Consider the following 24,931-nt stretch of genomic DNA (forward strand, 5'->3'; position numbering starts at 1 on the left):
TCAGAATCCGTAGCTCACGGCCTTGCCGCCGTTACCGGTGGCGAGCAGCTCAACTTCATAAACTGCATTTTTGTTACGGGTCGGATTGTGCCATTGATACGGGTTGCCCCAGGGATCATTGGGCACGCCTTTGCTCAGATATGGGCCATGCCAATTGTTAACCCCACTCGGGCGTTCCGTCAGCGCTTGCAGCCCCTGAGCCTCGCTGGGATATTGGCCGACGTCCAGTCGGTACTGGCTCAATGCATCGGACAGACTCTTCATTTGGCTCAGCGCCGTTTTATCTTTGGCTTGGTCGATCTGTGAAAATAGTCGGGGACCGACAAAACCGGCCAGAAGTGCAATAATCATCAACACAACCAGTAATTCAAGCAGTGTAAAACCTTGCTGCTGGCGGTAATGTATTAATAATGTTCTTCTCATAAAATACTCATATGTTAAATTGCTGGCGCTATTACGGCTTATGCTATTCTCCATATTTAGAGGTGAATAAATCTTATCCACATCTATTTTTATGGGAATGCAATTGTAATAATGTTTTTTTGTTTTATCGTGAAGGCGATATATGCCAGTTGATACGGCGCATTATATTTACCTAAGTGCTGAGGCTTTGTAAACTTTAATATTGCCCACCTATAAAATTAATAAGGTACCCATCAGGTTATTATCATGACGATGATGTTTATATCATCATGAATTAATCAATCTCCTCGAATTTCATAGTCTGCGAGTTTTACATGCATGTGATATTTTCTTTTATTTTGGGAGCCATTATCGGCAGCTTTCTTAATGTGGTGATTTATCGTCTGCCATCGATCATGATTGGCGAACGGATAACGCTAAGCTATCCGGCTTCGTTTTGCCCGCATTGTGGCGCGGGCATTCGCTGGCGTCATAATCTGCCGCTGCTCGGTTGGCTATCCCTGGGCGGACGCTGCGCCGATTGCCGAAATCCCATTCCCTGGCGTTATCCATTGGTAGAGCTATTGACTGCACTATTGTTTGCTCTGCTGACTCAGCGGTACGGGTTGTCGTTGCAGGGGGGATTTATATTAGCAGCAGCTTGCCTGCTGGTGACGTTGGCCGGGATTGATCTGCGCACCATGCTGTTGCCAGACAGATTGACATTGCCATTGTGGGCACTCGGTGCTTGTGCGGCCTTTATGGATGCTGGCAGGGTGAGTGGCATGGAGGCCATGACGGCATCCGCATTGGGATTCATGCTTCCCTGGTTGCTGGATCGCCTGTTTTATCTATGGCGTCGTCAGCCGGGAATGGGGATGGGAGATATGAAACTGTTTGCCGCGCTGGGGGCGTGGTTCGGTGTAGAAACGTTATGGCGCATCATGGCTATATCCCCACTGTTGGCGATGTTTAGCGCGCTGTTGGTATTGCGGACCAAACTGGGAGAACGATTCCCTTTCGGACCTTATCCGATCGCCGTAGCATTGGTGTTTATGATCTGGAGATAGCAAGGCTTGAGCCGGGGGAGGCTCAAGTCAAAAACGGTGAGGTATCAAATAGATCTCAATTACGGACGCACGTTAATCATCTAGGTTGCTCGTGGTTGCATATTTTCCGCCCTGCGTATCACTGGCGCGTTCTGTTGCATGTCAGCACGGACGGTAGTTTTCATGTCGTCATCTTTTTGTTTCATTATTAGACGATACGCTGCCTCACCGGTTTCCTGCCTGCTGCATCGGGGCTGCTGAGCCTGCATACTGTGGTGATATGCGGCATCACACCGTTGCAAAAACAGTTATCCGCATGCTCCAATACTTTGAGCCATTATCGAGGAGGCAGAGGAAGGTGATAGAATCATTTTATTATCATGCTTTGCTGATAACTTTTATTATCTTATAAAAGGTGATTTTGCTTAAATAATGATTTCTACTTTGGTCAAGAAAATGGGCACTCGGCGCTGGAACATGGCAGATTCAAACATTAAGGTGGTTATGAATGAACTCCGAGTGCCCGTGTCTTCTGTGAAGACATGGCTATAATAGCAGGCAGCAAGCTGTTTGTGTCTGAGTAATTATTAACATTGTTCATCTTTTAAACTAAGGGTGCAGTATGATGCCGCGCTTTGGTGGCCTTGTTTCAGGCGATGTCTCTTCATCGCATAACCTCCTATAAAATGCCGGATGTTGCCTAGTTCCACCATCGGCAGATTACTACTTGCGGGATAATCCGGGGGGCAGGTGGTGTTATACCGTCGCCCGGCTTCGTTGCCCGATGAAGTTCACCGGGCATTAGCAGGCGGCAAGCCTCAATCCAGACAGGATTGACCCGCTACGGTTATTGCGTAACGCCGACGACCTGTAGTTCGTAGATCATGGTCGCACCGGGCGGTATGGACGGTGGGCTGCCACTATCGCCATAGGCCAGCTCCGGCGGAACCACGATGGTGATGGCCCCCTGTTTGCCGATCAACGACAGCGCGTCCTGAAACAGTGGCGGGTAATCGCCAAATCGCTGCGAAATGACGGCACCGGAGCGGATCATGTCATTAATTACCGTGCCATTGGTTAGGCTCTCCTTCACTTGAATGTCCACATGCGCTTGGGCGGGGATTTTTCCACCTCCCCGGCGATTCACGCGATAATAAAAACCGGCTGGCGCCCGGTGCGCGCCAGGACGTTTAATAAATTGCTCGACGTATTTTGCCCCTTCCTGACGATGTCGATGGGCATAGGCTTCCGTTGCCTCCTGCAAAGCAGAATCTATTTCTTCCAGCAAACTGTTCCCTTCGCTTTCAGACAAAAGGCTGGCGTTATTGAGATAATCGTTTATGCCAGCCAACACCGTGTTGTTATCCATCTTGATATTCAGAGCCTGGTTTCGTTGCTGCATCAGTAAAATGTTTTTACCTAACAGCATGCCGGTGGCGTAATCGACCTTTTGTTCTTCACGCAAAGGAGTTTTCGGCGTCGCCCTGGCGTTGGGGATGGAAATGCCCAGGCTGCGGGCGAGGCTGCCGGGCATTGGCGAAAGCAGTGCTACCGCAGTGCTTAACGCTGGGCCAATGGGGAACAGTGTGGGGTTACGCTGCGATTGAACGCGCCGCGCGTTAGCATCCTGTAGTTGAGTAATTTGCTGTTGCAATTTTTTCGCTTGCCGCCTGCTGTTGTTTTGTTCTTGAATCAGCTTTTTCTTTAGCTGCGAGATCTGGCGGTTTTTGCTTTCCAATTGCTTTGCCAGCGAATCTTCGTAGCGGTGATGAGCAGGTTTTTCCGATGGCGGTGTCGGGGCGGAGAAAAAGCGTGCAGTGTCAGCGTGGTTGTGCTGAGCAGGGGTGCCGGTATGGGCCCAGGAATAGCCGTCGGATTGGGCGACGCAAGGAATGAAGGCCAGAATGAGTAACGACAGTCTTCCTTTTAATACCATCGGAGACACTCCCTGATAGTAGCAGCGTAATAAAACATATGCGCATTCCCTTTTATTAGTTAAAAAACAGTATGCAGTTAAAAATTAACTTTTCTATTATTCTGAATGTGTTTTTATTTTGCAATTATACGTAAGTTAGCTAATACACTGTCTTTTATTGTATTAATTGATGGGAATTTAATATTTTCCGAAATGTTAATCAGTTGGTGGTAATAACTTATTTCTTAATTGGAAATTTCATTGCCCCTTTTGCCGCAATATTATAGCAGAGCCTCCTGAGAACGTTCTTTTACCGAATGCCCACCCGTCATTCGGGGTTCTCGGGAGGTAAACAGTAAATTCTGACTAATATGAGACTATGAAAATGCGAATGAAAATAATGGCGGCGGCGCTGCTGGCCGCAGGTATCAGCGTTTCGGTGGCACAGGCGGCAACTGATGGCGGCGGCGGCAATTTGACGATCAGCGGTTCGATCGTTCAACCGCCATGCAGTATTCATCCTAGTTCGGTTGACCAACTGGTAGAACTGGGGGCGGTAAGCAGCAGTACCATCAATGGAGGTAAGGTCGGAAGAAAAGTCCCATTTGAAATCAAATTGCAGGATTGCGATGCGCCCTCAACCGTCAGGGTTTCCATCTGGGGCGTAGAGGATAAGTACGATAGTACGTTATTGCACCTTGGGAGCGGTACCGCGACGGGGGCGGGCATAGCCTTCTTCGATTCCACCGAGAGTCAAATCAAGCTGGGCGAAAACTCCAGAGATATTCAGGTGCCTATTGGTGACTTCACATTGGCCTTGTCCGCAGCCCTGAAGGGCAACTCGACCGATTCCGTGGCAGAGCCAGGTCCTTTCAGCAGCACCGCGACTTTCAAGCTGGAATATAACTGATTATTGCCAGTGTTAAACCCTCTCGATTGAGTGATGGTTACATCACTCAATTTTGCCCTGAAAAGGTGAGTGAAATGCGAAAGACATGGCAATTCTGTCTGGGGATGGCAGTACTACTGTTGTCATCAATCGCACAGGCTGAGGATCGGCAGGGCCAGGTGCAGGTTAACGGGATCATTCATGAGGGTGCCTGTGGTATCGATAGCGATAGCCTTGAACAGACCGTAGATTTTGGTCAGCTACCCTTAAGGCTAGATGGTACAGGGCGCAACGGCAACATAGTCAACGGCCAAAGGCAGTTTTCCATTCGATTGGTTAACTGCGAGCCGCTAGTGGCGCGCAAGCATGATTTTGAGATCTTGCTGCAAGGGGTGCCAAGCAGTCTTGACCCCCGTTTTCTACAAGCAGGCGGCACGGCCAAAGGTGTGGCTATCGAGCTGACCAATAATCGCGGACGCCTAATACCGTTAGAGACCTGGGTAACTCTCGATGAGTTGATGGCGGAACGCGGGTTGCTGATATTTCATGCGGCCCTGCGTGGTTTTGGCTACCGTCTTGGCGCCGGCGAGATCAACGGCATGGCGCAATTGACCCTGAGATATTTTTGACCTCCAAGCTTGCCGTATTTCGCGATGGCAATATGGCGAACGGGCGGCCCTGTGCGTAGCGTCTGATTTTGAGATAAGCGAATATTCCTTATGATGTCCTTGAATGCGAAAAAGAAATTACTTGCCGTGTGCATCAGCCTGCCGTTTTGTAAAAGCGATCCCGTTGAGGCGGTCACCGAATTCAATACCGATGTGCTGGATGTCAATGAGCGTAGCCGTATCGATCTGAGCAATTTCGCCAATGACGGCTATGTGTTGCCCGGCGACTATCTGCTGGACGTTAAAATAAACAATACCACCCTGAATCAGCGCACCATCCGTTATTTATCCGATCCCCAAAGCAAAAATGATTCGCGGCTTTGTCTGCCACCCGATCTGATCAAAATGATGGCCTTGAAAAAAGAAGCCAGCGATAAGGTCAGCTATTGGCACAATCGGCAATGTGCGGATATTAGCGGTATTGAAGGGGCGTCGGTTTCCAACCGCATCGGTCAGGGGGTACTGCAAGTGACAGTGCCGCAGGCATGGATGAAGTACTCCGATCCGAACTGGATACCGCCGGAGCAGTGGGATCAGGGCATTCCCGGGTTGCTGCTGGATTACAATGTCACCGGTCAGATCGGCAAGCGGTATGGTCATGGAGAAACCCACAGCTCTTACAATAGCCTCAGTAGTTACGGCACTCTGGGAGCCAATGCCGGCGCCTGGCGCTTGCGCGCAGATTACCAGGCTTATTCGGCGCGTAATCGGCTACAGGATAAAGGCGGGTTCACCTGGAACCAGATTTACGGTTTCCGTCCAATGCCGGAACAGGGCGCACGCTTGGCGGCTGGTGAACTGTTTCTGGATTCCAGCGTGTTCAGCAACTTCCGGATGACCGGGATAAACCTGCGCAGCGACGAACGTATGTTGCCGCCCAGTCTACAGGGATATGCGCCAGAAGTGCGCGGCGTGGCCAACAGTAATGCCAAGGTCAGCATCTTGCAGGAAGGGCGGGTACTGTATGAAACCACGGTGCCTGCCGGTCCCTTCGTTATCCAGGATCTCAGTAATGCGGTACGCGGCAAGTTACAGGTGCGAATCGAGGAAGAAAACGGTCGAATCAGCAACTTTGAGGTCAATACCGCATCGGTGCCGTACCTGACGCGGCCAGGGCAGATACGCTACAACGCGGCGCTGGGGATGCCGTCGAACCTCAACCATCGGGTATATGGTCAGGGCGTCGCTATGACGGACTTTTCCTGGGGGTTGAACAATACCTGGTCGCTGTATGGTGGGGCGATGCTGGCCGGTAATTACAATGCGCTCAATGCCGGTGCCGGGGTCAACCTGAACTCGCTGGGGGCGATGTCGTTGGACGTCACCCAGTCCCGCGCCAAGTTGCCGGGGCGTCGCACCGACAACGGCATGTCGCTCAAACTCCAATATGCCAAACGTTTTGACCGGTACAACAGCCAGATTACCTTCGCGGGCTACCGTTTCTCCCAACGCAAATATATGGATATGTCGCAATATCTGGACGTGCGTTACGGCGATAAGTTTGATGATTATGGTCGTCGGGAAAAACAGAGTTATACCCTGACCGCGAATAAAACATTCTGGGTGAACGAACCGGCAAAAACCTTCACTGCTTATTTGAGCTATAACCATCAGGAATATTGGAACAGCAACACGCGGCAGAGAATGGATCTTTCTCTGAGCAAGATGGTTAACCTCGGCGCGATGAAGGACATATCAGTTTCACTGAGCGCCTACCAGTCGAAATATAACCGCGTCGACGATTACGGCGGTGCGTTGAATATTTCCCTGCCGTTTGGCAATGGGCGGCGCGGCGGCTACAACCTACAGATGGCCGAGCGTAGCATTACGCAGACCGCCTCCTATAGCGACTATTCGGATCCGAACAACAACTGGCAGCTCACCGCCGGAGCCAATCAGCGTGGCAAAGCGGTAGCGAGTGGTGTTTACACCCATGAATCACCCTATGCTTCGCTGGGCTTGAGCAGTTCTTACCAACAGGACAGCTATACCTCTTTGAGCGGCACTCTGCGGGGTGGTATGACCGCCACTGCGCGTGGTGCAGCGTTGCACCGCAATGGCTTTAGCGGGGGAAGCCGCATTATGGTCAGCGCCGGCGATATCGCCGGGGTGCCGATCGACGGCGGACAGGTGGTCACCAACCGGTTTGGAGTGGCGGTGGTGCCAGACGTGTCCAGCTACTATGACACCACCACGCGTATCGATGTCAACAATCTGGCCGATGACGTAGAAGCAACGCGTGCAGTGGTACAAGGCACGCTAACGGAGGGAGCCATCGGTTACCGCAGTTTCGGTGTGGTGCAGGGTGCCAAAATGTTTGCCGCGTTGCGCACCGTTGACGGCATGGCACCGCCGTTTGGTGCAGTCGTAATGAACGGCAATGGCCGCGAAGTGTCGGTGGTCAACGACGACGGCAGCGTTTATCTCACCGGAGTGCAGAAAGAAGAAATATTGGATGTCGCCTGGGGGGGCCGCAAACAGTGTCGAATTAAAGTGCCAGGCGATTATCAGAGCCTGTCGCAGCTTCTTTTACCTTGTGAATAATCGGAAATATGAGCTCATTATGATAAATGCTTTCAGTAAGGCGGGATTATTGCTGGCGCTCTCTGTCGCTAGCGTTACCGCGCAAGCCGCGCTGACTCTGGATCGGACCCGGGTTATTTATAATGCCGATCAGAAATCCATTAGTCTGAATATATACAACGACAATAAGAAATTGCCGTTTCTGGCTCAGGCCTGGATTGAAGACAGCGAAAACCGCAAGGTGACCTCACCGCTGGTCGTCATGCCACCATTGCAGCGCGTCAACGCCGGTGAACGCAGTCTGGTGCGCATTGCCAAGTCTCAGGCGACGGCGTCGTTACCCGCCGATCGTGAAACACTGTTTTATTTTAACCTGCGCGAGATCCCGCCACGGCCGGAGAAGAGCAATGTAATGCAGATAGCGTTGCAGTCACAGATCAAACTGTTCTATCGCCCGGCAGCGTTGGTGACTGAAAAAAACGTGGTCTGGCAGGACAAGCTGGTATTCAACAAGCTTGCAAGTGGACTGCGTATCGAAAATCCGACGCCTTATTACGTGACTCTCAGCAGTATGAAACGCAAGACACGCAAGGAGGGGGGCGGCGAGATCCGCGGATTCAAGCCGACGATGATCGCGCCTAAATCCAGTGTTTCCGTCACCTTGGAAACTCAGCTCCCAGACAGCTTTGTTGTTACTTATATCAATGATTATGGCGGACAGCCTGAGCTTAAATTCGGCTGCCGGGGCGGCATGGTATGTACGGTTTTACCTTAATAACAACGGTGGACTGAGGAGGCAACAAAATGCGCTATAACCCGCAAGTGGCAAATATGATGGGCTTATTGTTGTTGGGCGGAGCGTTGTATGTCCCCCAACTCGCCAGATCCGGCGAACCGAAGGAGATCGCCCAGCCGCGTCTTGAAATGTTTGAAACGGCCAGGGTGCATTTCGTCGGCGAGCTGCTGAGTACCCCCTGTTCATTGGCGGTAGATTCGCAGGAACAGCTGGTGGATTTGGGCGCGATCAGCGCCAAGCAGTTCCGCAATCAGGGTGACAGAAGCCAGAGCGTTGATTTTACCCTGCGTTTTCAAGATTGCCTGATGGGGGCGCATGAGTATCGTGCCGGCGTGGATCCGGCTCGCTATTCGGGGAATGCGGCTTACGTCAACGGCGAACAGACGGTAGCACTTTCGTTCATCGGTGTGCCGGACGACTATCGTAGCGACTTGCTCAAGTTGAATGGCACGCGTGGCGTAGGCCTGCGGTTGCAGGACGCACGCGGGGCAGCAGTGCCGCTGAATCAACAGGTGCCCGCCGCGTTCCTGCAACCAGGAGATAATCAGCTACATTTCAGCGCCAGCCTTGAGTCGACGCAGAAATTTGTGCAGGCCGACTATGTGGATGCCATCGTCAATGTGAACGTCTATTACTTTTAACGGAGCGAAAACGTGAGGCTGAATAGAATGACCTTACTGTTGGCTGGCGCACTTTTCTCTACCCTGGGCGCTCAGGCGGCGGAGCAGGGGGAGATAAGAATGGAGGGCGGAGCGGCGGTGCAGCAAAACGTTACCCTGAACGGGACAGATATCGGCCCGGGGGACAATGTACCAGGCAACGAATTTACGCGCCCTTTGCCTGATAATTCACAATATATGGGAATCGCCTATTGCCCAACGGCTGATATAAAGGGATCGAGTATTTCGTATAATTCGGAGATTAATCTCCCACCTTCCGAGTTAAACCCTGGTTTTTACAAACTGAGTGAGTATATCGACGTTAAGGTTGCTGTAAAAATTGGTGGCCATGTAGCAAGTGAGCAGGATGTGCCATTCCATGATATCGATAATAAAGATCCAGATTATGACTGTATAAAAAATACAGGTTCAAACCTGCTGGGAAAGGTATTCGCTACGGGGTCTAGTGGACGAGTAATCTTTAAACTACGAAAAAGCATTGATGGTGACGCAGGAGCGAGCAATCCAGGGACGATAAATATTTTTGGCAGAATGACCAGTGGTGGGAGCTACGGTGCTGAGCCGCTATTCAAAATAAATCTCGGTACCAACATCGATTATCTACCGGAAAAATGTATTTTTAACCAGGGGCTACCACTGGTTGTCGATTTCAATAATATCGGCACCGAAGGGTTGAACGGCAGCAAGTATGTGCGCCCGCTAAATATTGAGTTTGCGTGCAGCGGCGGCAGTTTTGACGGTAGCGATAGGCCGATTCGGCTTTCTTTGCGGAGCAAATCGGTGGACGGGGACTATTTTCAAACCGATATACAGGGGCTAGGCATCGTGGTGAAAGAGAAAGGAGCAGTGATCAAGCCTAATGACAGATACCCGGTTAGCAGCCCTGGCAACCGAGGCGTCTGGTCGCTGGAGGCGGCGCCCATCGCCAAACCGGGCGCGGCGCTGCAAGAGGATGAATTCAATGCTTCGGCAACCCTGGTCGCCAGTTTTGAATAAGGAGAAAACCATGCGAATCGCGTATGCCTGGCTGATGATAGGCGTATTGACCTGTTGCACTGCCGCACGGGCAGAAATTGAATCGGTTGGCGGCGACGTCAGTTTTCGTGGTCGGCTGGTGGCACAGCCCTGCGGGATCGTCACCGATTCCATCGAGGTGGAGATGCCTCCCCTCAATGCCAGAGAACTGGAACAGAACGGTGGTAAAGGGCCGCCCAAGGCATTTAATATCGAACTGACCCAGTGTAGCACCAGCGTACTCTCGTCCGTAGTCGTGCTGTTTGAAGGCAAGCAGGATGCGGTGCTCAGCGGCCGTCTGGAAACCCGTGGTAAAGCGAAAGGCATCGCTTTGCGTTTATTGAACGGCAAGGATGGCTCGGCCATTGATATCAATCAGCCGGCGAAGGCTCTGGATTTGCAGACCGGAGATAATTTGCTGCCCTTTGCCGTTCATGTCGAAGCGCAAAAAAATCCACCTGTCGAAGGCGGCGATTTTATGGCGAATGCCAGCTTTAAATTAATTTATCAATAAACTGGGATTACATAATTTCCTGTCGTTAAAGAGTTGTTAGCCTGGTTTCAATGGAAAATTAACACCGAAAACTTAATACTTAACGCATAAGTTTTAAATACGGCGAATCAAGTCCTAATATTGCCGGTAACGGTTATTGATGGATTTCTCGGGGAGTATGAGCAATGAGTACCATCATTTTTAACCACATTGATGGCGTTGAATATGATCCGTTATACAACGAAATATTATTGGCGCTATCAGAATATGATAACTCAGCCGATCCGTTGAATAACTCGGAAAATATAGCGACAGTAAATTGGAGCGACATCAGGGAAAAAAGCGAACGTCTGCTGGATGTCTGTCAAGATCTGCGCGTAATGATGTGGCATCTGCGTGCCAGCCTGCATACCCAGGGGATAATAGCGTTATACCGGGGCATGTGCCGAATCGATGGCGCTTTGGCGGCTGGCGGGACGATTTATCCGCAAATGCCGGATGAACCGGCCGGCAGCAGCCATGCCGCAGCGTTGGGCTGGTTGTCGACGGTTTCCTGCCTGTCCGAATTGCGAAAGGCACGTCTGGCGCCAGAATTGCCTCTGTCGTTGGAGGCGGTACAAGCCAGTTTGGCGCAGGAAGGCGAGTCGTCGATCTCATTTTCTGAACTGGTGGTGGTGTTGGAAAACAGTGCCGTGCATTACCAGGAGCTGGATTGTCCGCCATTGCAGCCGCAATTGCTTTTCGTGGTGGAAGCGCTCAAACGCATTGAGCATTACGCTAATCAGAACAGCGATGGCTATCAGTTAGATTGCCGCAACCTGCGTGCATTGCTGACGAAAACGGCAGAGCAATTAATGGTGCTTTACGCCAGTGAAACCAACCTGGCAGAAGTCGAGGGGGCGGATGAGATTTGGCCGAGTCAGGCGGGGGCCAGCAGGGGAGAAGGAAAGGTTAGAAGCCGGCAAGATGCCATTTTGCTGCTGGATAAGGTTATCGATTATTTTAAAACTTATGAACCCAGCCATCCGGCACCGATATTTATTCGCCGATCGCAAAAAATGATCGGCATGGAGTTTGAAGAAATTGTGGAAGAGTTAATGCCGGATGCAATGGGAGCGCTGGCATCGTTTATTGGGAAATCACAGGGATAATCCTTACTGGAGAATGTAATGGCCAAAGATTCAAGCTCGCAGAAGTTTATTGGCAAAATTAATGCACCTCGGGTCCAGATTGAATATGACGTAGAAGTTTATGGCGAACAGAAAAAAGTGGAGCTGCCCTTTGTTACTGGCGTGATGGCTGATTTATCCGGGCACCGCGCAGAACCACTGGTGCCGATTGCGGAACGAAAATTTCTGACGTTTGACCAGGATAATTTCGATGCCCGTATGAGAGCGATTAAACCCCGGTTGGCGATGAATGTGAACAATACCTTGGGTGATGATGACAGCCTGCTTAGCGTAGAGCTCGAATTTGAATCAATGGATGATTTTTCTCCTGGTGCCATTGCCAATAACGTGCCGGAGCTGACCAAGTTGCTGGAAACCCGTTCCCGACTGGCTGAGCTGATAACTTATATGGACGGCAAGGCCAGTGCGGAAGAGGTGATCAAGAGCCTGTTGGAGGATCCGGATTTCCTGCAACGCAACCTTGGTGCAACGCGCAATCCGTTTAATGGTTCATCTGCCGTGGATGGCAAAACGGCCCTGCCGGGGGAGTCTGAATAATGGAAAACATGCAAGCAAGCGCAGCCACTACGCTGACCGAGCAGACGTTTGACGATGGAAGCAATGTGCTCGATGACATCCTCAAACGCTCTTTCCGCCCACGCACTGATGAAGCCAGCGATGCGGTGCGTCGCGCCGTGGGTGCATTAATGGACTATGCAGGCAGCAGCCAGACCCGGGTCAGCCGCGATGTTGTACTAACCGTGGAGTCACTGATAGCTGAAATTGACGAGAAGATTAGCGCCCAGGTTAATGAGATCCTGCATCATGCTGAATTCCAGAAGCTGGAGTCGGCCTGGCGCGGCTTGAGTTATCTGATCAACAACGCCGAGACGACTGAACACCTGAAAATCCGTGTGATGAATGTCAGCAAGGACGAGCTGGCACGCGATCTGCGACGATATCGCGGTGCTGCTTGGGATCAAAGCCCGATCTTCAAACAGATCTACGAACACGAATATGGTCAGTTCGGTGGTGAGCCTTTTGGCTGTCTGATTGGGGACTTCGAGTTTGATCACAGCCAGCAGAGCGTTTCCCTGTTGACTGAAATGGCCAAGATCGCTGCCGCAGCGCATTGCCCTTTTATTTCTGCTGCCTCACCTTCGCTCATGCAGATGAGCAATTGGAACGAACTGGCGAACCCGCGCGATATTGGCAAGATTTTTACTACGCCGGAATATGCAGCCTGGCGTAGCCTGCGGGAAAGCAATGACTCGCGCTATCTGGTTTTGACGATGCCGCGTTTTCTTTCACGCCTGCCTTATGGTGCCAAAACCAACCCCGTCGAGGAGTTCGCCTTTGAAGAGCAGGTAAGGCCCGATGCCGTGGAAGATTTTGCCTGGGCCAATTCTGCCTACGCGATGGGGGTGAATATTAACCGTGCTTTCCATCAATATGGTTGGTGCTCGCGTATTAGAGGTATCGAATCCGGCGGGGCGGTAGAAGAGCTGCCAGAATACACCTTCCCCTCCGATGAGGGTGGCTATGAATTGATCTGTCCGACGGAAATCGCCATTTCCGATCGGCGCGAACATGAACTGTCCGAGGCTGGTTTTTTACCGCTGGTTTATCGCAAGAACAGTGATTTCGCCGCCTTTATCGGCTCTGGCACGTTACACAATGCGGCGACCTATGACGATGCGGATGCGACGGCCAATGCCAAACTGTCGGCGCGTCTGCCGTATATTTTTGCCACCTGTCGGTTCGCCCATTATTTGAAATGTATCGTGCGCGACAAAATTGGTTCATTCCGTTCGCGTGACGATATGCAACGTTGGTTGAATGACTGGCTGATGAATTATGTTGATGGCGATCCGACAGTTTCGACCGAAGCCACCAAGGCCAGACGTCCACTGTCTGCCGCTGAAGTGAATGTAGAAGAAGTGGCTGACGATCCGGGGTATTACCGTGCGCATTTCTATTTGCGTCCGCATTACCAACTGGAGGGTATGACGGTATCTTTACGTCTGGTCTCCAAATTACCTTCGGCGCGTACTGACGGTAATTGATTTTATTATTTATTTAATTTCCAAGTTTATTGATTCGGGATTTTACCCCGTACGTTGTTTTATCTCCACTGTAGCCTGTGGTTTATTGTTGTTTAACGTTAGTGTAACTTTTAAATATTATTAAGGAGTATTGAATGGCAACTGCAAGCAAATTTGAGCAGAGCATGACCGGTTTAGTTGATTATTTCCTGCAAATTGATGGCGTGGACGGCGAATCTCAGGATTCCAAATATCCTAACTGGATCCAGGTTCAGGCTTGGCAATGGGCGCAGGAAAACTCCGGTCGTTGGGGGCTGGGTGGTGGTGGCGGCACCGGCAAGGTTAACATGACGGATTTTGAATTCCGCATGGCGAGCAACAAGGCTTCACCAAAGTTGTTCCAGATGTGCGCCACCGGCGATCACATCAGCCAGGCCAAGCTGGTATGCCGTAAGGCGGGTAAGGGGCAGCAGGATTTCCTGACCATCACCTTCAAAGATTGCCTGGTTTCTTCTTATCGCACCGTAGGCAACATGCCGCTGGGCCTTGGCTCCAGTAGCATGGTTGATTCGGTACTGCCAACTGAAATGCTGAGCTTGAACTTTGCCAAGATCGAGATTGAATATCGTCAGCAGAATAACGATGGCACAATGGGGCCAGTAATTAAAGCGGGTTACGATCTGAAAGCCAATAAGCGTATTTAACGCTGAGTGCCAGGCCACTGCATCGCAGTGGCCTGGAATATAATAATGAGGTTATTGTGAAACAATTGCCGCTGGCATTATTTGATAAATTAAGCTTTCGCCATGATAACCATAAGAATTCAGGCTGGCGGGAAATAATATTGCGAGATCTTGAGTTTTTACTTAATGATGCATCACGTAGTGCTGATTTGAAATTATCGCCGTTTAAATATTGTGCGGCGTCGGTAATTAATTACGGTTTACCATCGCTGAGTAAACGTATTCCTATCAATACAGATCCAATTTTATTGGCTAGACATATACAGAGAATTATTTCTGTTTTTGAGCCTCGTCTGGAACCCGACAGTATCAAGGTGATTCCATTGGTGGATGTTGAACAACCTTATGTACTAGCCATTCTTTTTGACATTTATGGCGTTTGTTTATTTTCCGGAGAACCGGAACCCGTCAATTTGCGTATCGCCCTAGATTATTCTTGTGGGGCAGTGCGCGTATTTTGAGACTTAAAAGGTGGGACCCGCGATGCTGAGTGAACGTTTCCTGGGATTATACAATGAGGAGTTGCGTTATCTGCGCGAATCCGGCCAGCAGTTTGCCGAGCGCCACCCGCAGGTCGCTCAGCACCTTGGCATGCACACGGAGGGTATTCAGGATCCTTTTGTGGAGCGTTTGCTGGAAGGTACGGCATTTCTCAGCGCGCGTGTCCATGAGCGAATAGATAATGAATACCCGGAGTTCGCCTTGCAGATGCTCTCCCGGCTGGCACCACTTTGGTACACCCCCATGCCATCGATCGCCACCGTGGTATTTGAACCGGACTTTACCTCCCCGCTTTGGCAAGCGCCGGTTGCGTTGCCCAAAGGCAGCCGGATTTCATTGTCCGATGCATCGTTGAAAAATAAAGCGGCCACCTTTATTACCGGTCGGGAGCTACATATGGAACCGATCGACATTTGTACCGCTGAGTGCAGTGGCAGCATAGCGGCTGATTTACCGGCGTCGGTTGCTGCTTGTTTGCACGGTACGCAGTCCTGTATACGTCTGCGTCTGACGACTCGGGGAATTAAACCATTGTCGGCGGTCAACTTTAATCCCTTACACCTCACCTTTGCCGGCGATGCCGGGCGTGCCAATCAACTGCTGCTGATGCTGTTGAACCACTGCCGGCGGGTGGTGTTGTGGGCTAGGCAGCAGCCGGTGCCGCTGGTAAGGAGCCTTGGGAGCGAAAGCTTGCGTCTGAGTGGCGTCGCGGAAGATGAAGCATTACTGCCAAGCTGCATTGGTGAACTGCCGGGCAGCAGACTGATGCGCGAGTATTTCGCTGCGCCGTCGCGTTTTTATGCTGTGGAACTGCATGGATTGAATGATTTTCTCGCTCATTGTGGCGAACTGCATGAGTTCGAGATCATTTTTGCCCTGGACTCCGTACCGTCGCAGCTGATCGGACGGGTTACTGCACAGGACTTCTGCCTATTTGCCACGCCGGTGGTGAATCTGTTCCCCCGGCGCTGCGATCCGCAGGCTCTGAATGCCGATCGCACCGAACATCAGGTAGTGGTCGATCGCCTGAATCCAACGCTGTACGAAATTCACCATTTGCAGACGGTACAGGGAATGTTGCGCGACGGCGGCAACGTACGGTTTTCGATGTTGCCGGAGGAAGCGCAGTTTGATCGCAAACAGCCCCAGGCGGGGTATGCGCTCCGTCGCCAGGCGTTGGCCGGCGGCCGCAACCGGCAGCGCTCGGTTTTTGGCGACGATGCGCTGTTTATTACGCTCTCTCCAGGCGCCAGCGGGATTGCGCTGGATGATGTTATCGCGCTGTCGGTGGTCGCGATGGTTAGCGACGGCCAGCTGCGGCCTGAACATTTGCAGCAACCTACATTGCAGACAGGGATCGCACTGCCTATGCGACAAACGACGTTGTTGCGTATGCCGTCGTCGCCGCGGCCAGTACCAGACATGCGTCAGGCCTGGCAGGCGGTGCAACTGATGGCGGTCAACCCGTTGCGTTATGCCAAACCAGACGTCAACGACTGTGCTGCGCTCTTGCGGCAATGGTTGTCATTGTTTTCCTGGCAGGAAGATGCCAGCCAACGCAAACGCATCGCCAGCTTGGCTGAGGCAACGTTTTCGCACAGTTTCGAACAACATCAGGGGCCGGGGCCGATCGCCTGGAATCGCGGTATGAAAGCCTGCCTGAATATTCATGCCGATCATCATGCCGACCAGGGAGGCTTTCTGTTTGGCCTGCTGCTGCATTATGCCCTGTCGGAATACTGTCAACTGAATCAAACGCTGCGCACGACTCTGCATATGGATACGCAACCCGTAGCGGAATGGGGGCCGGTCGATGGTCTATAGCAGTAAGCCTCGTGGAGAAGGGCAGATTTATCGCTATCCGCTGATGCCTGACCCGGCGCCCGCGTTTCCAGGGTTGTCTAATCGGCTGGATTTTTTTGAACTGCTGCGGCGACTGGAGCGGGACGGCGGTTTATGTGCTCGTGTGGGTAGTGTAGGTGAACGGGCTGAGATCGACTTGCGGGTGATCCAACCGGCGGATCTCTCCTTTGCCCCGCGTGAGGTGGTTAGCGTGGAGCAGGAGCGGCCTGATGGGCGGCAACCAAGGCTGGTGGTGACCTGTCGTCATTTTGGCATGTTCGCTCCCTATGGTCCGTTGCCGATCCATATGACAGAACATGCGCGTCAGGAAAATCTGAGTTTGCGCAACCGGGCCTTTGAGGAATTTACTTCGCTGTTCAGCCAACGGCTGGCGATATGGCATTACCGCGCCTGGGCACAAATGAACGTTGCTCTGGGTCATGACAGGCCGCAGAACAATGCCTTTTTGCAGCGTGTCAGCCAAATTAGCGGCACGCATCAGGCCGTGGCAGCCAATGAACATGTTCAGCGTTTAAGGACGTGTTTTGCTGGTGCCTATTTGCCGGGGCGTATGGGATTGCAGTCGCTCAGGCGTTTGCTGACGGATTATTTTCGCCTGCCCGTCAGCATTATCCCGCGTTTTGCGCGTTGGATCGATGACGGTGAAGGCGGCATCCGGCAGAAAATGGGGATATTGGGTCGTACTCGAGTCGGACGGCGATTCTTTGACGCCCAGCACACGGCCAGGATAACTCTTGGCCCCTTGCCAGCTCCATATTATCAGGCATATCAGCCGGGCGGTGAGCGTCTGGCGGCATTGCTGGCAATCTGCCGCGACTATGTCGGGCAGCAGATATTGTTCGATGTCGCTTTGGACATCATTACTCAGCCTGAAATGTCCGGACGGCTGGGGCAGGCGCGTCTTAGCAAAGACGGTTGGTTGAAGGCCGGCCATGGGCTTTACACACAAGAAGTATTTCAGCAGACAATTTAAACACAGGGGATTTTTTGTGTATCAACGTGAGCGGTTATTCTCCCGATTAGGGCACTTCGCCTACCAGTCCGTCGTTCAGGCGACAAAAACTTGCCGGACATTCCGGCACGAATATGTGGAGCTGGAACACTGGCTCAAAGTGGTGCTTGAGCAACCCAATGGCGACGTGCCGGCACTGCTCTCTCACTATGGTATCAACGTGGTCAGACTCGACGAACAGTTGACGCATCTGCTCAGCCATATGCCGACCCGCAACGCTGCGGCGCAGGATTTATCCGCCCGCCTGGAGCAGGCTGTCGAACGTGGTTTGTTGATGAGCCAGGTAATGGATGACAGTGGTTCGGTCAGAACGGTGCATATCCTGTTGGGCATCCTACAGGACAGTGGTATGCAACGCTGGCTGTACCGTTTGAGCGATGAATTCAGGAAACTGCCGATCCCGCAGATTATGGAGGAATTCGCCGATTTGCTGGTGAACTCCATTGAACACGAAGAAATCAGTCTGGCGCAGGAGGTGCAGGTAAAGCCCAGCATGCAGGAAAACCAGGCTGCATTGGACAAGTGGTGCAGCGATCTGACCCGGCAGGCACAGGACGGGAAAATAGATCCGGTGATCGCTCGCGACAGCGAGTTGCGGCAAGTAGTAGATATTCTGTTACGACGTCGGCAAAACAACCCAATTCTGGTGGGTGAAGCCGGGGTGGGGAAAACGGCGGTGGTTGAGGCGCTGGCCTGCAAAATTGCCGCCGGTGATGTACCACCGCTGCTGAAAGGCGCACGGTTACTGTCATTGGATCTGGGTCGTATGCAAGCGGGGGCCAGTATGCGCGGCGAGTTCGAATCACGACTCAAGGCACTGATAGATGCCATTGCCCAGTCGGATACGCCGGTTATCCTGTTCTGCGACGAGGCGCATACCTTGGTGGGGGCGGGTGGTCAGGCAGGAACCGGCGACGCAGTGAACCTGTTGAAACCCATGCTGGCCCGTGGATCGCTGCGGATGATCGCTGCCACTACCTGGTCTGAATACAAACAGTTTATCGAGCCTGATGCCGCGCTGACGCGTCGATTTCAGCGGGTGTTAGTTGGTGAACCGGATGAAGAGGCCGCGGTGAATATGCTGAGGGCCATCGCACCTTTCTTCTCGCGTCATCATGGTGTGACGATTCGTGATGCAGCTATCCGTGCCGCAGTGCGCCTGTCGTTGCGTAATTTGCCGTCGCGCCAGCTGCCGGATAAGGCTATCAGTCTGTTGGATACTGCCTGTGCTCGCGTTTCCCTTAGCCAGCATATGACTCCGCAACGCATTGAATTACTGGGGGCGTCACTGAATGCTCAGGAGACGGAGATCGCGGCGCTTAATGCGGAGATCCCGCTGGGCGGCAACGTCCAGGAGCGATTGGGGTGGCTGCGGCAGAATGTGCAGCATGCGCGTGGAGAACTGGAACAGCTTGGGGCGCGTCGCGAGCAAGAGCAGCTGTTGGTAAGCCGGCTACAGGAAGCCGGGCGCCAGGAAAATGGTCAGGTACAGCCGGCCCTGACCGACTTGGCTGCGTTGCAGGATGGCGAGCCGCTGATTCATCCCTGGGTGGATGAACAGGTGGTGGCGGAGGTTCTGTCCGACTGGACCGGCATTCCTTCCGGACGCATGATCCAGGACGATTTGGACAATGCCTTACAGTTGGAACAGCGTCTGGGGGCCAGGGTATTTGGCCAGAAGGCTGCGGTTAATGAGATAGCTCAGGCGGTGCGCATCAGCCGCGCCGGCATTCAGCATCCTGAGCGACCGCTGGGCGTATTCCTGTTGGCTGGGCCAACCGGCACCGGTAAAACGGAAACTGCCGCTGCATTGGCGGAGGCCATGTACTCCGGCGCGCATAATTTGATCACATTTAATATGAGCGAATTTCAGGAGGCGCATACTGTCTCGACTTTGAAAGGCGCGCCGCCGGGGTATGTTGGCTATGGCAAAGGAGGCAAACTGACAGAGGCGGTACGTCGCAAACCGTATTCCGTGATTTTGCTCGATGAGTTCGACAAGGCGCACCCGGACGTGTATGACCTGTTTTATCAAGTGTTTGACAAAGGCTGGATGGAGGACGGAGAGGGGCGGATTATCAGTTTCCGTCACTGCTTCATCCTGCTGACCTGCAATCAGGGCGCCAATGAGATCGAGAAGGCATTGAGCCTAGAACCGGAGATGTCGCTGGCAGCGTTGCGTCCGCTGGTGCATGGCGCATTGCAGCGCAAGTTCGCACCGGCGCTGCTGGCCAGGATGAACGTGATCCCCTACTGGCCGCTGGGAGAAACGGCGTTGGAACAGATTGCCTGTAAACACCTTGCCGCCTTGCAACGGCGATTGAAGGAGGATGTCGGGGTAGATTTTGTTTTCGAAATGGAAGTGGGGCAATGGGTAGCGAGTCGTGTTTGCGATCATCCGCATCGTGGCCGTGCGGTAGAAGATCTGCTGCGGCAAACGGTGCTGCCGGCGATTGGCAACGAGCTGTTGCGGCGAAAGAAAAAGGAACAGGAAACCAAAAGTATTCACCTGATTATTGAAGGCGAAGAGTTAAGCATGGCTTTCGCCTGATGGCTTTCACATTAGTTCTGATCATTGTCCTTGTTGGGAAATTTAACTCCCGGCGCAGGGAACACATTTATTCCTTTTGATAAAGCGAGGTTGCTATGTCCTTTCTGGCAGAAACAGACAGGATTTTTTCTCTGGCGATAGACAATGCCCGGCTATTATCGCCGGGGATACAAGCTCATCCCATCAGCTTTAAGACTGAGGAGTGCCTTTCCCACAGTCAGAAGTTTCTGTTGGAATTTGAGTCGCCTCATCCAGATGTGGATTTGGATAGTCTATTGGGAGAAGAGGTAAAAATCTGGGTGCGTTACCGCAGCGGCGTGTTGCCATTTTCTGCGTTGCATGAGGAGATGGCGCCGGCGGAATATTATCGACGTCATTATTATGCCTATGTCACTGCCGGGTACGACGTCAGACAGCATGGAGAAAAATATGTTTACCAGTTGGAGATGAGTACCTGGCTGTGGTTTCTGGGCCAAAATCGCAACAGCCGAATTTTTCAGGAAAAGAATATTCTTACGGTGATTGAGGAAACTTTTTCTCGCTATAAACAAATTGCCGACTACGTACTGGAAATAGAAGAAGATTATCCTGAACGGGAATATTGCGTGCAGTTCGGTGAGACCGATCTCGACTTTATTAACCGTTTGCTGGAGGAGGAAGGCGTCTGGTATTACTTCCGCCATCAGGAAGATAAGCATGTCATGGTCATCACCGACCGCCAGGCGTTCAGCGATATGCCGGATGGTTACGAGCTGCTGTCCTATCAGCCTAGTGGCTCTCAGGGGCATGTCTTTGAAGAAGGCATCCAGGAAATACAGCGTTCGCGCAAAGTACGGCCCAATGAGGTCATTCTGCGCGATTATGACTACCTGCGGCCGAGTTACGATCTACAGGTCGATCAGGAAGCGACTGGCGCCGGGCTGCCGAATGTCCAGCTGGAATGGTATGACTATGCTGCCGGTTATCATAATACCGAACGCGGCGAGAAACTGGCTCGGTTGCGGTTGCAAATGATGCAAAGCGAACGTCAGATGCTGACGGGGCAAAGTAACGCCATTGGGTTGGTGCCTGGCTATGCGTTCACATTGTATGGACATCCTGGCGCGGCCAGAAACCGGCGTTTCAAAGTGTTGGCGGCGCATTACACCTACACCCAGGGAGAGGGGGACAGCGCCAACGATGAATCGGCATCCGGCAACGTCAGTTGCAGTTTCACCGCATTGAATGACGATGTGCCGAACCGACCGCTGATGCGCACGCCACGTCCAGAGGTGTCTGGTCTGCAAAGCGCCACCGTAGTTGGCGCTCCTGGTTCTGAGGTGTATACCGATCAGCATGCGCGCATTCGCGTACATTTTCACTGGGATCGCTATAAGAGCACCGAGGAAGACAGTTCTTGCTGGGTACGAGTGGTGCAGGCATGGGCTGGCAAAGGTTGGGGGGTCATCGCCATGCCGCGTGTCGGTCAGGAGGTGCTGATCACCTATGTGGATGGCGACCTGGATCGGCCTATGGTGACCGGGATCGTCTATAACGGCGAAAATCCGCCACCTTACGATTTGCCGCGTCAGATTGGCCACACAGGCATCAGATCACGTTCGCTTAAGCATGGTTTGCCACAAAACAACAGCGAAATCACGCTGGTTGACGATCGCGGACGAGAGCAGATCATTGTCCATGCCGAACGCGACATGAACCAGAGCGTAGAGCAGGATCTGTCGATCCTGGTGGAACGTGACTGCACCGAAGAGGTAAAAAGGATTTATGACTGTACTTATAACATCCATATTTATTATACCAACCTGCGTTATAGCATTACCGGGTTGGCGGTGCAGCTGACCAATATCAAGAAGGAGATGACCGGGCTGCACGTTGGCATGACCAGTGTGGATTTTTTGTTTACCGGCATGAAAACTTCATTTACCGGGCTGGCGACTTCTGTCACCACGGTGGGCACGCATTTCACCGGGATGCAGACTAATTTCACCGGTTTGAGAACCTCGATGACTGCTATCGACAGCGAAGTGATCGCGACGAAAAATAAAGTGGCGATGATGGAAAACGATCTGCTTGCCAATAAAAACAGCTTCGTTGCCCTGAACAACGAATTCGTCGGTTCAGATAACATTGCCATCGTTAAACGCAACTGTTTGATTGGTGCCAATAATAGAATTACTGGCGTTAATACCGAACTGTACGGCATTAATACTATCCGCACAGGTAATTTCCTTAATCTCAGTGGGGCGGAGGTCAGTATTGTTGGTGTGCGCAATGAGAATTACGAGATTCACAACGGTAATATTTGCACCCGCATTGAAAATGTCGGCAAAGTAATAAGAAACTCGGGCTGCGAAGTAATTAACACCGGGCTTATGCTGATAAATTAAGGAAGATTATGCAGATAATAAAGCCGCAGCAACTTGTTTTCCTAAACGGCAGGTATCAAATTGGCCGACAAAGCCATTTGGGCATCAGCGTTTTAGCCGGTTTCTATTTATCGGACCCGCAGCATTTCGCCAATGAGGCGGAGATCTGGGCTGGGTGGGAGCAAGCTCCACTGTCGTACCGAGTGCTGGATCTAGCGGAACCGAAACCGTTTGCCGAATATCTGCTGGCTGGCCATGCGGGGGTCGGAAAAGAGGTGACGGCGCTGGATGTCAGCGCTGTGGTAGGGAACCTGTCGCGGCGCTGGTACGTCCAGGGGGAGGCCAGCCAGACATCGTTACAGGTGCAGCCTTTTTTGCGCATGCCGATGGATCATCAACAGTGTTATGGCGGTGAAGGCTGCGCGGAAAATCCTCTGGGGCGGGGATATCAGGATGGGCGTTCGCCACAGGTGATGGTGGTGCATAACGACACGTTGCAGAGGAATTCGCCGCTGGCGTCACCTGGCCCGGTGCCACAGTATTTCCCGCTGCGCAAGGTCTGGCTGGATCGAGCGGCGTCGGATATGGTCGGCAAGGACTATCTGGAAAATATTTTCCCCGGTTATCCGCAAGCGTTGGATAGGCGTTATTTTCAGTTGGCACCGCCTGAACAACGTTTGAACGAGGAGGCCTGGCCTGATGATGTGGCCTTTGACCTGGCGGGATTCCGAGCTGAGGGACAGCGAATCCAGGGGGTGATGCCGCGGGTACGCGTCCGGGGGTTCTATAGCGAAAAGGCACATTCCGATAACCTGATGCCATTGAACATGCAGCGGAAAACGCTGTGGTTGTTGCCGGATTGCGATCTTGGCCTGATGGTATTTACCGGACAGATTCCACTGGACTATCTGCTGCATGAACCGCTGGCATATCTGATGGTGGCTCTGGAACACCTGGACGCGCCACGTACAGAGGCGCATTTTCATGACGTGTTTGCCCGTCGAAAGTCGCAGAAGGCCAGCGAGTTCGAGGCGCTGTATGATCCGGACCTGATGCCGCAAGGAATGGGAATGAACGTGATTAGCGCCACTGAACATAACCCGACTTCGCTGCGTTATCGTCCCGGTGTCCGGGATGACCATGTCGCTTATTATCAACTTTTGCGCCAGAAGATTAACGAACATCAGCAGCGGACGACGGAGAAAAAGGCGGCGGAGCTGGAGCAAATTAACTGGGAGGCTTTTCCACAGGCTAATCATCGCCAACTGTATCTATTGCTACAGGAGCCGGATTCGATTCGGGCGGAGGGAGAAATATTTACCTGTCAATCGGTAAACGCGTTTCACCTCAGACAGGGGGAGTTCCGACAATGCCAGTTTATTGATTGCACCTTTTCTCAGGGGATGCTGGAAAACTGCCTGTTTGAATACTGTCAGTTTGAGAACTGCACTTTCACTACGGTCGTCTTCAAGACTTGCACACTGCGCAAAAGTCGATTTACCCATTGTCGCATTATCGAAGGCAAAATTGACGAGACTCGCTTGGAGCAGGTGAGTTTTGACTCGCTGCGGGCCGAAAATCTGATCAGCCTGGCAGCACAGTGGCAAGGCTGTCTGTTCGAGCGTTCACAGTTGAACGGTGCGACATTTACTGGCGGTACGCAGGAGGGCTGTTCATACAGTGATTGCGATCTGGGCCGTATGACGCTGTGCCGTACGGCACTGAACGGCTGTATTTTCGAAAGATGCGACATGCAGCACGGCGTTATGGCAGAAAGTGAGTTCATCAAGGGGTCACTGCTTGGCAATGATTGCCGTGATATGGCCTGGCGGCAGTGTCGGTTTGAAAGCACGGCGATCATGCATGATTGTCGTTTTTGCGGTCTGGAAATCGACAACAGCCTGTTGCAGCAGGTCGGTTTTCGCCAGACTGATTTGCAGGGCTGTCTCTTCAAATACAGCACTTTCGTCGAGGCTAATTTTGAAGGTGCAAATCTTCGGCAAGGGAAATTTTTGTGCTGTGAGATGGCCGTTGGCTGTTTTAAAGACGCTGATTTGCAAAACAGCCTGTGGCAACAATCCGCTCTGCAACAGGCGACGTTTTACCATGCTGATATCCGCGATGCTACGTTTGACGCTTGTAATCTGGTGGCGGCGAATATGGCGATGGTGAGCCGCAATAGGGAATGCCATTTTAATCACTGTCTGCTGGATGAGGTAGTTTGGCACCCAAAGTACTGTGCAAGCAGCTGA

The 24,931-nt window shown here is 52.2% G+C and carries 20 protein-coding genes; 18 read left to right on the top strand and 2 right to left on the bottom strand.

What is annotated here, in order from left to right:
* Positions 1–423, bottom strand: a complete 423-nt coding sequence (gene gspG / locus NYE85_RS14335; RefSeq protein WP_259005424.1) for a type II secretion system major pseudopilin GspG — start codon at positions 421–423, stop codon at positions 1–3.
* Positions 424–737: 314 nt separating this feature from the next.
* Between gspG and NYE85_RS14340 the strand changes: the two genes are divergently transcribed.
* Positions 738–1,472: an A24 family peptidase gene (locus NYE85_RS14340; protein WP_259005425.1), complete on the top strand. Its 735-nt coding sequence runs from the start codon at positions 738–740 to the stop codon at positions 1,470–1,472.
* Between the two features lie 826 nt (positions 1,473–2,298).
* On the opposite strand, the gene NYE85_RS14345 is transcribed toward NYE85_RS14340, so the two are convergent.
* Positions 2,299–3,387, bottom strand: a complete 1,089-nt coding sequence (locus tag NYE85_RS14345; protein ID WP_259005426.1) for an FKBP-type peptidyl-prolyl cis-trans isomerase N-terminal domain-containing protein — start codon at positions 3,385–3,387, stop codon at positions 2,299–2,301.
* Between the two features lie 370 nt (positions 3,388–3,757).
* On the opposite strand from NYE85_RS14345, the gene NYE85_RS14350 reads away from it, so the two are divergent.
* The 17 genes from NYE85_RS14350 (at position 3,758) to NYE85_RS14430 (ending at position 24,931) form a co-directional block, all read left to right on the top strand.
* A complete protein-coding gene (locus NYE85_RS14350; RefSeq protein WP_259005427.1) occupies positions 3,758–4,276 on the top strand; it encodes a fimbrial protein in 519 nt (172 codons plus the stop codon).
* 74 nt (positions 4,277–4,350) lie between these two features.
* Positions 4,351–4,884 carry a fimbrial protein gene (locus tag NYE85_RS14355; protein WP_259005428.1) on the top strand — a complete coding sequence of 178 codons (534 nt, stop codon included), beginning with the start codon at positions 4,351–4,353 and terminating at the stop codon, positions 4,882–4,884.
* Between the two features lie 90 nt (positions 4,885–4,974).
* Positions 4,975–7,467 carry a fimbria/pilus outer membrane usher protein gene (locus NYE85_RS14360; protein WP_259005429.1) on the top strand — a complete coding sequence of 831 codons (2,493 nt, stop codon included), beginning with the start codon at positions 4,975–4,977 and terminating at the stop codon, positions 7,465–7,467.
* A gap of 22 nt (positions 7,468–7,489) precedes the next feature.
* On the top strand, positions 7,490–8,221 hold the full coding sequence (locus tag NYE85_RS14365) for a molecular chaperone (RefSeq protein WP_405050688.1): 732 nt from the start codon (positions 7,490–7,492) through the stop codon (positions 8,219–8,221).
* Positions 8,222–8,250: 29 nt separating this feature from the next.
* Positions 8,251–8,883: a fimbrial protein gene (locus NYE85_RS14370; protein ID WP_259005431.1), complete on the top strand. Its 633-nt coding sequence runs from the start codon at positions 8,251–8,253 to the stop codon at positions 8,881–8,883.
* Positions 8,884–8,910: 27 nt separating this feature from the next.
* Entirely contained in the window at positions 8,911–9,918 is a 1,008-nt protein-coding gene (locus NYE85_RS14375) for a fimbrial protein (RefSeq protein ID WP_259005432.1), read from the top strand.
* A gap of 10 nt (positions 9,919–9,928) precedes the next feature.
* Positions 9,929–10,450: a fimbrial protein gene (locus tag NYE85_RS14380; protein ID WP_259005433.1), complete on the top strand. Its 522-nt coding sequence runs from the start codon at positions 9,929–9,931 to the stop codon at positions 10,448–10,450.
* Between the two features lie 164 nt (positions 10,451–10,614).
* Positions 10,615–11,580, top strand: a complete 966-nt coding sequence (locus tag NYE85_RS14385) for an ImpA family type VI secretion system protein (protein ID WP_259005434.1) — start codon at positions 10,615–10,617, stop codon at positions 11,578–11,580.
* Positions 11,581–11,598: 18 nt separating this feature from the next.
* Entirely contained in the window at positions 11,599–12,156 is a 558-nt protein-coding gene (gene tssB, locus NYE85_RS14390) for a type VI secretion system contractile sheath small subunit (protein ID WP_259005435.1), read from the top strand.
* A complete protein-coding gene (gene tssC, locus NYE85_RS14395; protein ID WP_405050673.1) occupies positions 12,156–13,664 on the top strand; it encodes a type VI secretion system contractile sheath large subunit in 1,509 nt (502 codons plus the stop codon). The genes tssB and tssC overlap by 1 nt, the downstream gene beginning before the upstream one ends.
* Positions 13,665–13,828: 164 nt before the next feature.
* Complete coding sequence (locus NYE85_RS14400) at positions 13,829–14,347, top strand: type VI secretion system tube protein Hcp (protein WP_259006334.1); 519 nt, start codon at positions 13,829–13,831, stop codon at positions 14,345–14,347.
* A gap of 53 nt (positions 14,348–14,400) precedes the next feature.
* A complete protein-coding gene (locus tag NYE85_RS14405) occupies positions 14,401–14,847 on the top strand; it encodes a GPW/gp25 family protein (RefSeq protein ID WP_309600877.1) in 447 nt (148 codons plus the stop codon).
* Positions 14,848–14,869: 22 nt separating this feature from the next.
* Complete coding sequence (gene tssF / locus NYE85_RS14410; RefSeq protein ID WP_259005437.1) at positions 14,870–16,711, top strand: type VI secretion system baseplate subunit TssF; 1,842 nt, start codon at positions 14,870–14,872, stop codon at positions 16,709–16,711.
* 43 nt (positions 16,712–16,754) lie between these two features.
* Positions 16,755–17,723, top strand: coding sequence for a type VI secretion system baseplate subunit TssG (gene tssG, locus NYE85_RS14415; protein WP_259005438.1), 969 nt, complete (start codon positions 16,755–16,757; stop codon positions 17,721–17,723).
* Between the two features lie 16 nt (positions 17,724–17,739).
* Positions 17,740–20,313 carry a type VI secretion system ATPase TssH gene (gene tssH / locus NYE85_RS14420; RefSeq protein ID WP_259005439.1) on the top strand — a complete coding sequence of 858 codons (2,574 nt, stop codon included), beginning with the start codon at positions 17,740–17,742 and terminating at the stop codon, positions 20,311–20,313.
* Between the two features lie 95 nt (positions 20,314–20,408).
* Positions 20,409–22,700 (top strand): type VI secretion system Vgr family protein, encoded by a 2,292-nt coding sequence (locus NYE85_RS14425; RefSeq protein WP_259005440.1) that lies wholly within the window; start codon positions 20,409–20,411, stop codon positions 22,698–22,700.
* Between the two features lie 8 nt (positions 22,701–22,708).
* Complete coding sequence (locus NYE85_RS14430) at positions 22,709–24,931, top strand: pentapeptide repeat-containing protein (protein ID WP_259005441.1); 2,223 nt, start codon at positions 22,709–22,711, stop codon at positions 24,929–24,931.

It is taken from the genome of Serratia sp. AKBS12 (assembly GCF_024793895.1).
GTDB lineage: Bacteria > Pseudomonadota > Gammaproteobacteria > Enterobacterales > Enterobacteriaceae > Serratia_F.

Bases quoted from the DNA above. Each gene is read 5' to 3' on its own strand.
- NYE85_RS14375 (WP_259005432.1), top strand. From the start codon at position 8,911: ATGACCTTACTGTTGGCTGGCGCACTTTTCTCTACCCTGGGCGCTCAG.
- NYE85_RS14360 (WP_259005429.1), top strand. From the start codon at position 4,975: ATGATGTCCTTGAATGCGAAAAAGAAATTACTTGCCGTGTGCATCAGC.
- NYE85_RS14430 (WP_259005441.1), top strand. From the start codon at position 22,709: ATGCAGATAATAAAGCCGCAGCAACTTGTTTTCCTAAACGGCAGGTAT.
- NYE85_RS14345 (WP_259005426.1), bottom strand. From the start codon at position 3,387: ATGGTATTAAAAGGAAGACTGTCGTTACTCATTCTGGCCTTCATTCCT.
- gspG (WP_259005424.1), bottom strand. From the start codon at position 423: ATGAGAAGAACATTATTAATACATTACCGCCAGCAGCAAGGTTTTACA.
- tssG (WP_259005438.1), top strand. From the start codon at position 16,755: ATGCCTGACCCGGCGCCCGCGTTTCCAGGGTTGTCTAATCGGCTGGAT.
- NYE85_RS14400 (WP_259006334.1), top strand. From the start codon at position 13,829: ATGACCGGTTTAGTTGATTATTTCCTGCAAATTGATGGCGTGGACGGC.
- NYE85_RS14380 (WP_259005433.1), top strand. From the start codon at position 9,929: ATGCGAATCGCGTATGCCTGGCTGATGATAGGCGTATTGACCTGTTGC.
- tssC (WP_405050673.1), top strand. From the start codon at position 12,156: ATGGAAAACATGCAAGCAAGCGCAGCCACTACGCTGACCGAGCAGACG.
- NYE85_RS14350 (WP_259005427.1), top strand. From the start codon at position 3,758: ATGAAAATAATGGCGGCGGCGCTGCTGGCCGCAGGTATCAGCGTTTCG.
- tssB (WP_259005435.1), top strand. From the start codon at position 11,599: ATGGCCAAAGATTCAAGCTCGCAGAAGTTTATTGGCAAAATTAATGCA.
- NYE85_RS14370 (WP_259005431.1), top strand. From the start codon at position 8,251: ATGCGCTATAACCCGCAAGTGGCAAATATGATGGGCTTATTGTTGTTG.
- NYE85_RS14425 (WP_259005440.1), top strand. From the start codon at position 20,409: ATGTCCTTTCTGGCAGAAACAGACAGGATTTTTTCTCTGGCGATAGAC.
- tssF (WP_259005437.1), top strand. From the start codon at position 14,870: ATGCTGAGTGAACGTTTCCTGGGATTATACAATGAGGAGTTGCGTTAT.
- NYE85_RS14355 (WP_259005428.1), top strand. From the start codon at position 4,351: ATGCGAAAGACATGGCAATTCTGTCTGGGGATGGCAGTACTACTGTTG.
- NYE85_RS14385 (WP_259005434.1), top strand. From the start codon at position 10,615: ATGAGTACCATCATTTTTAACCACATTGATGGCGTTGAATATGATCCG.
- NYE85_RS14340 (WP_259005425.1), top strand. From the start codon at position 738: ATGCATGTGATATTTTCTTTTATTTTGGGAGCCATTATCGGCAGCTTT.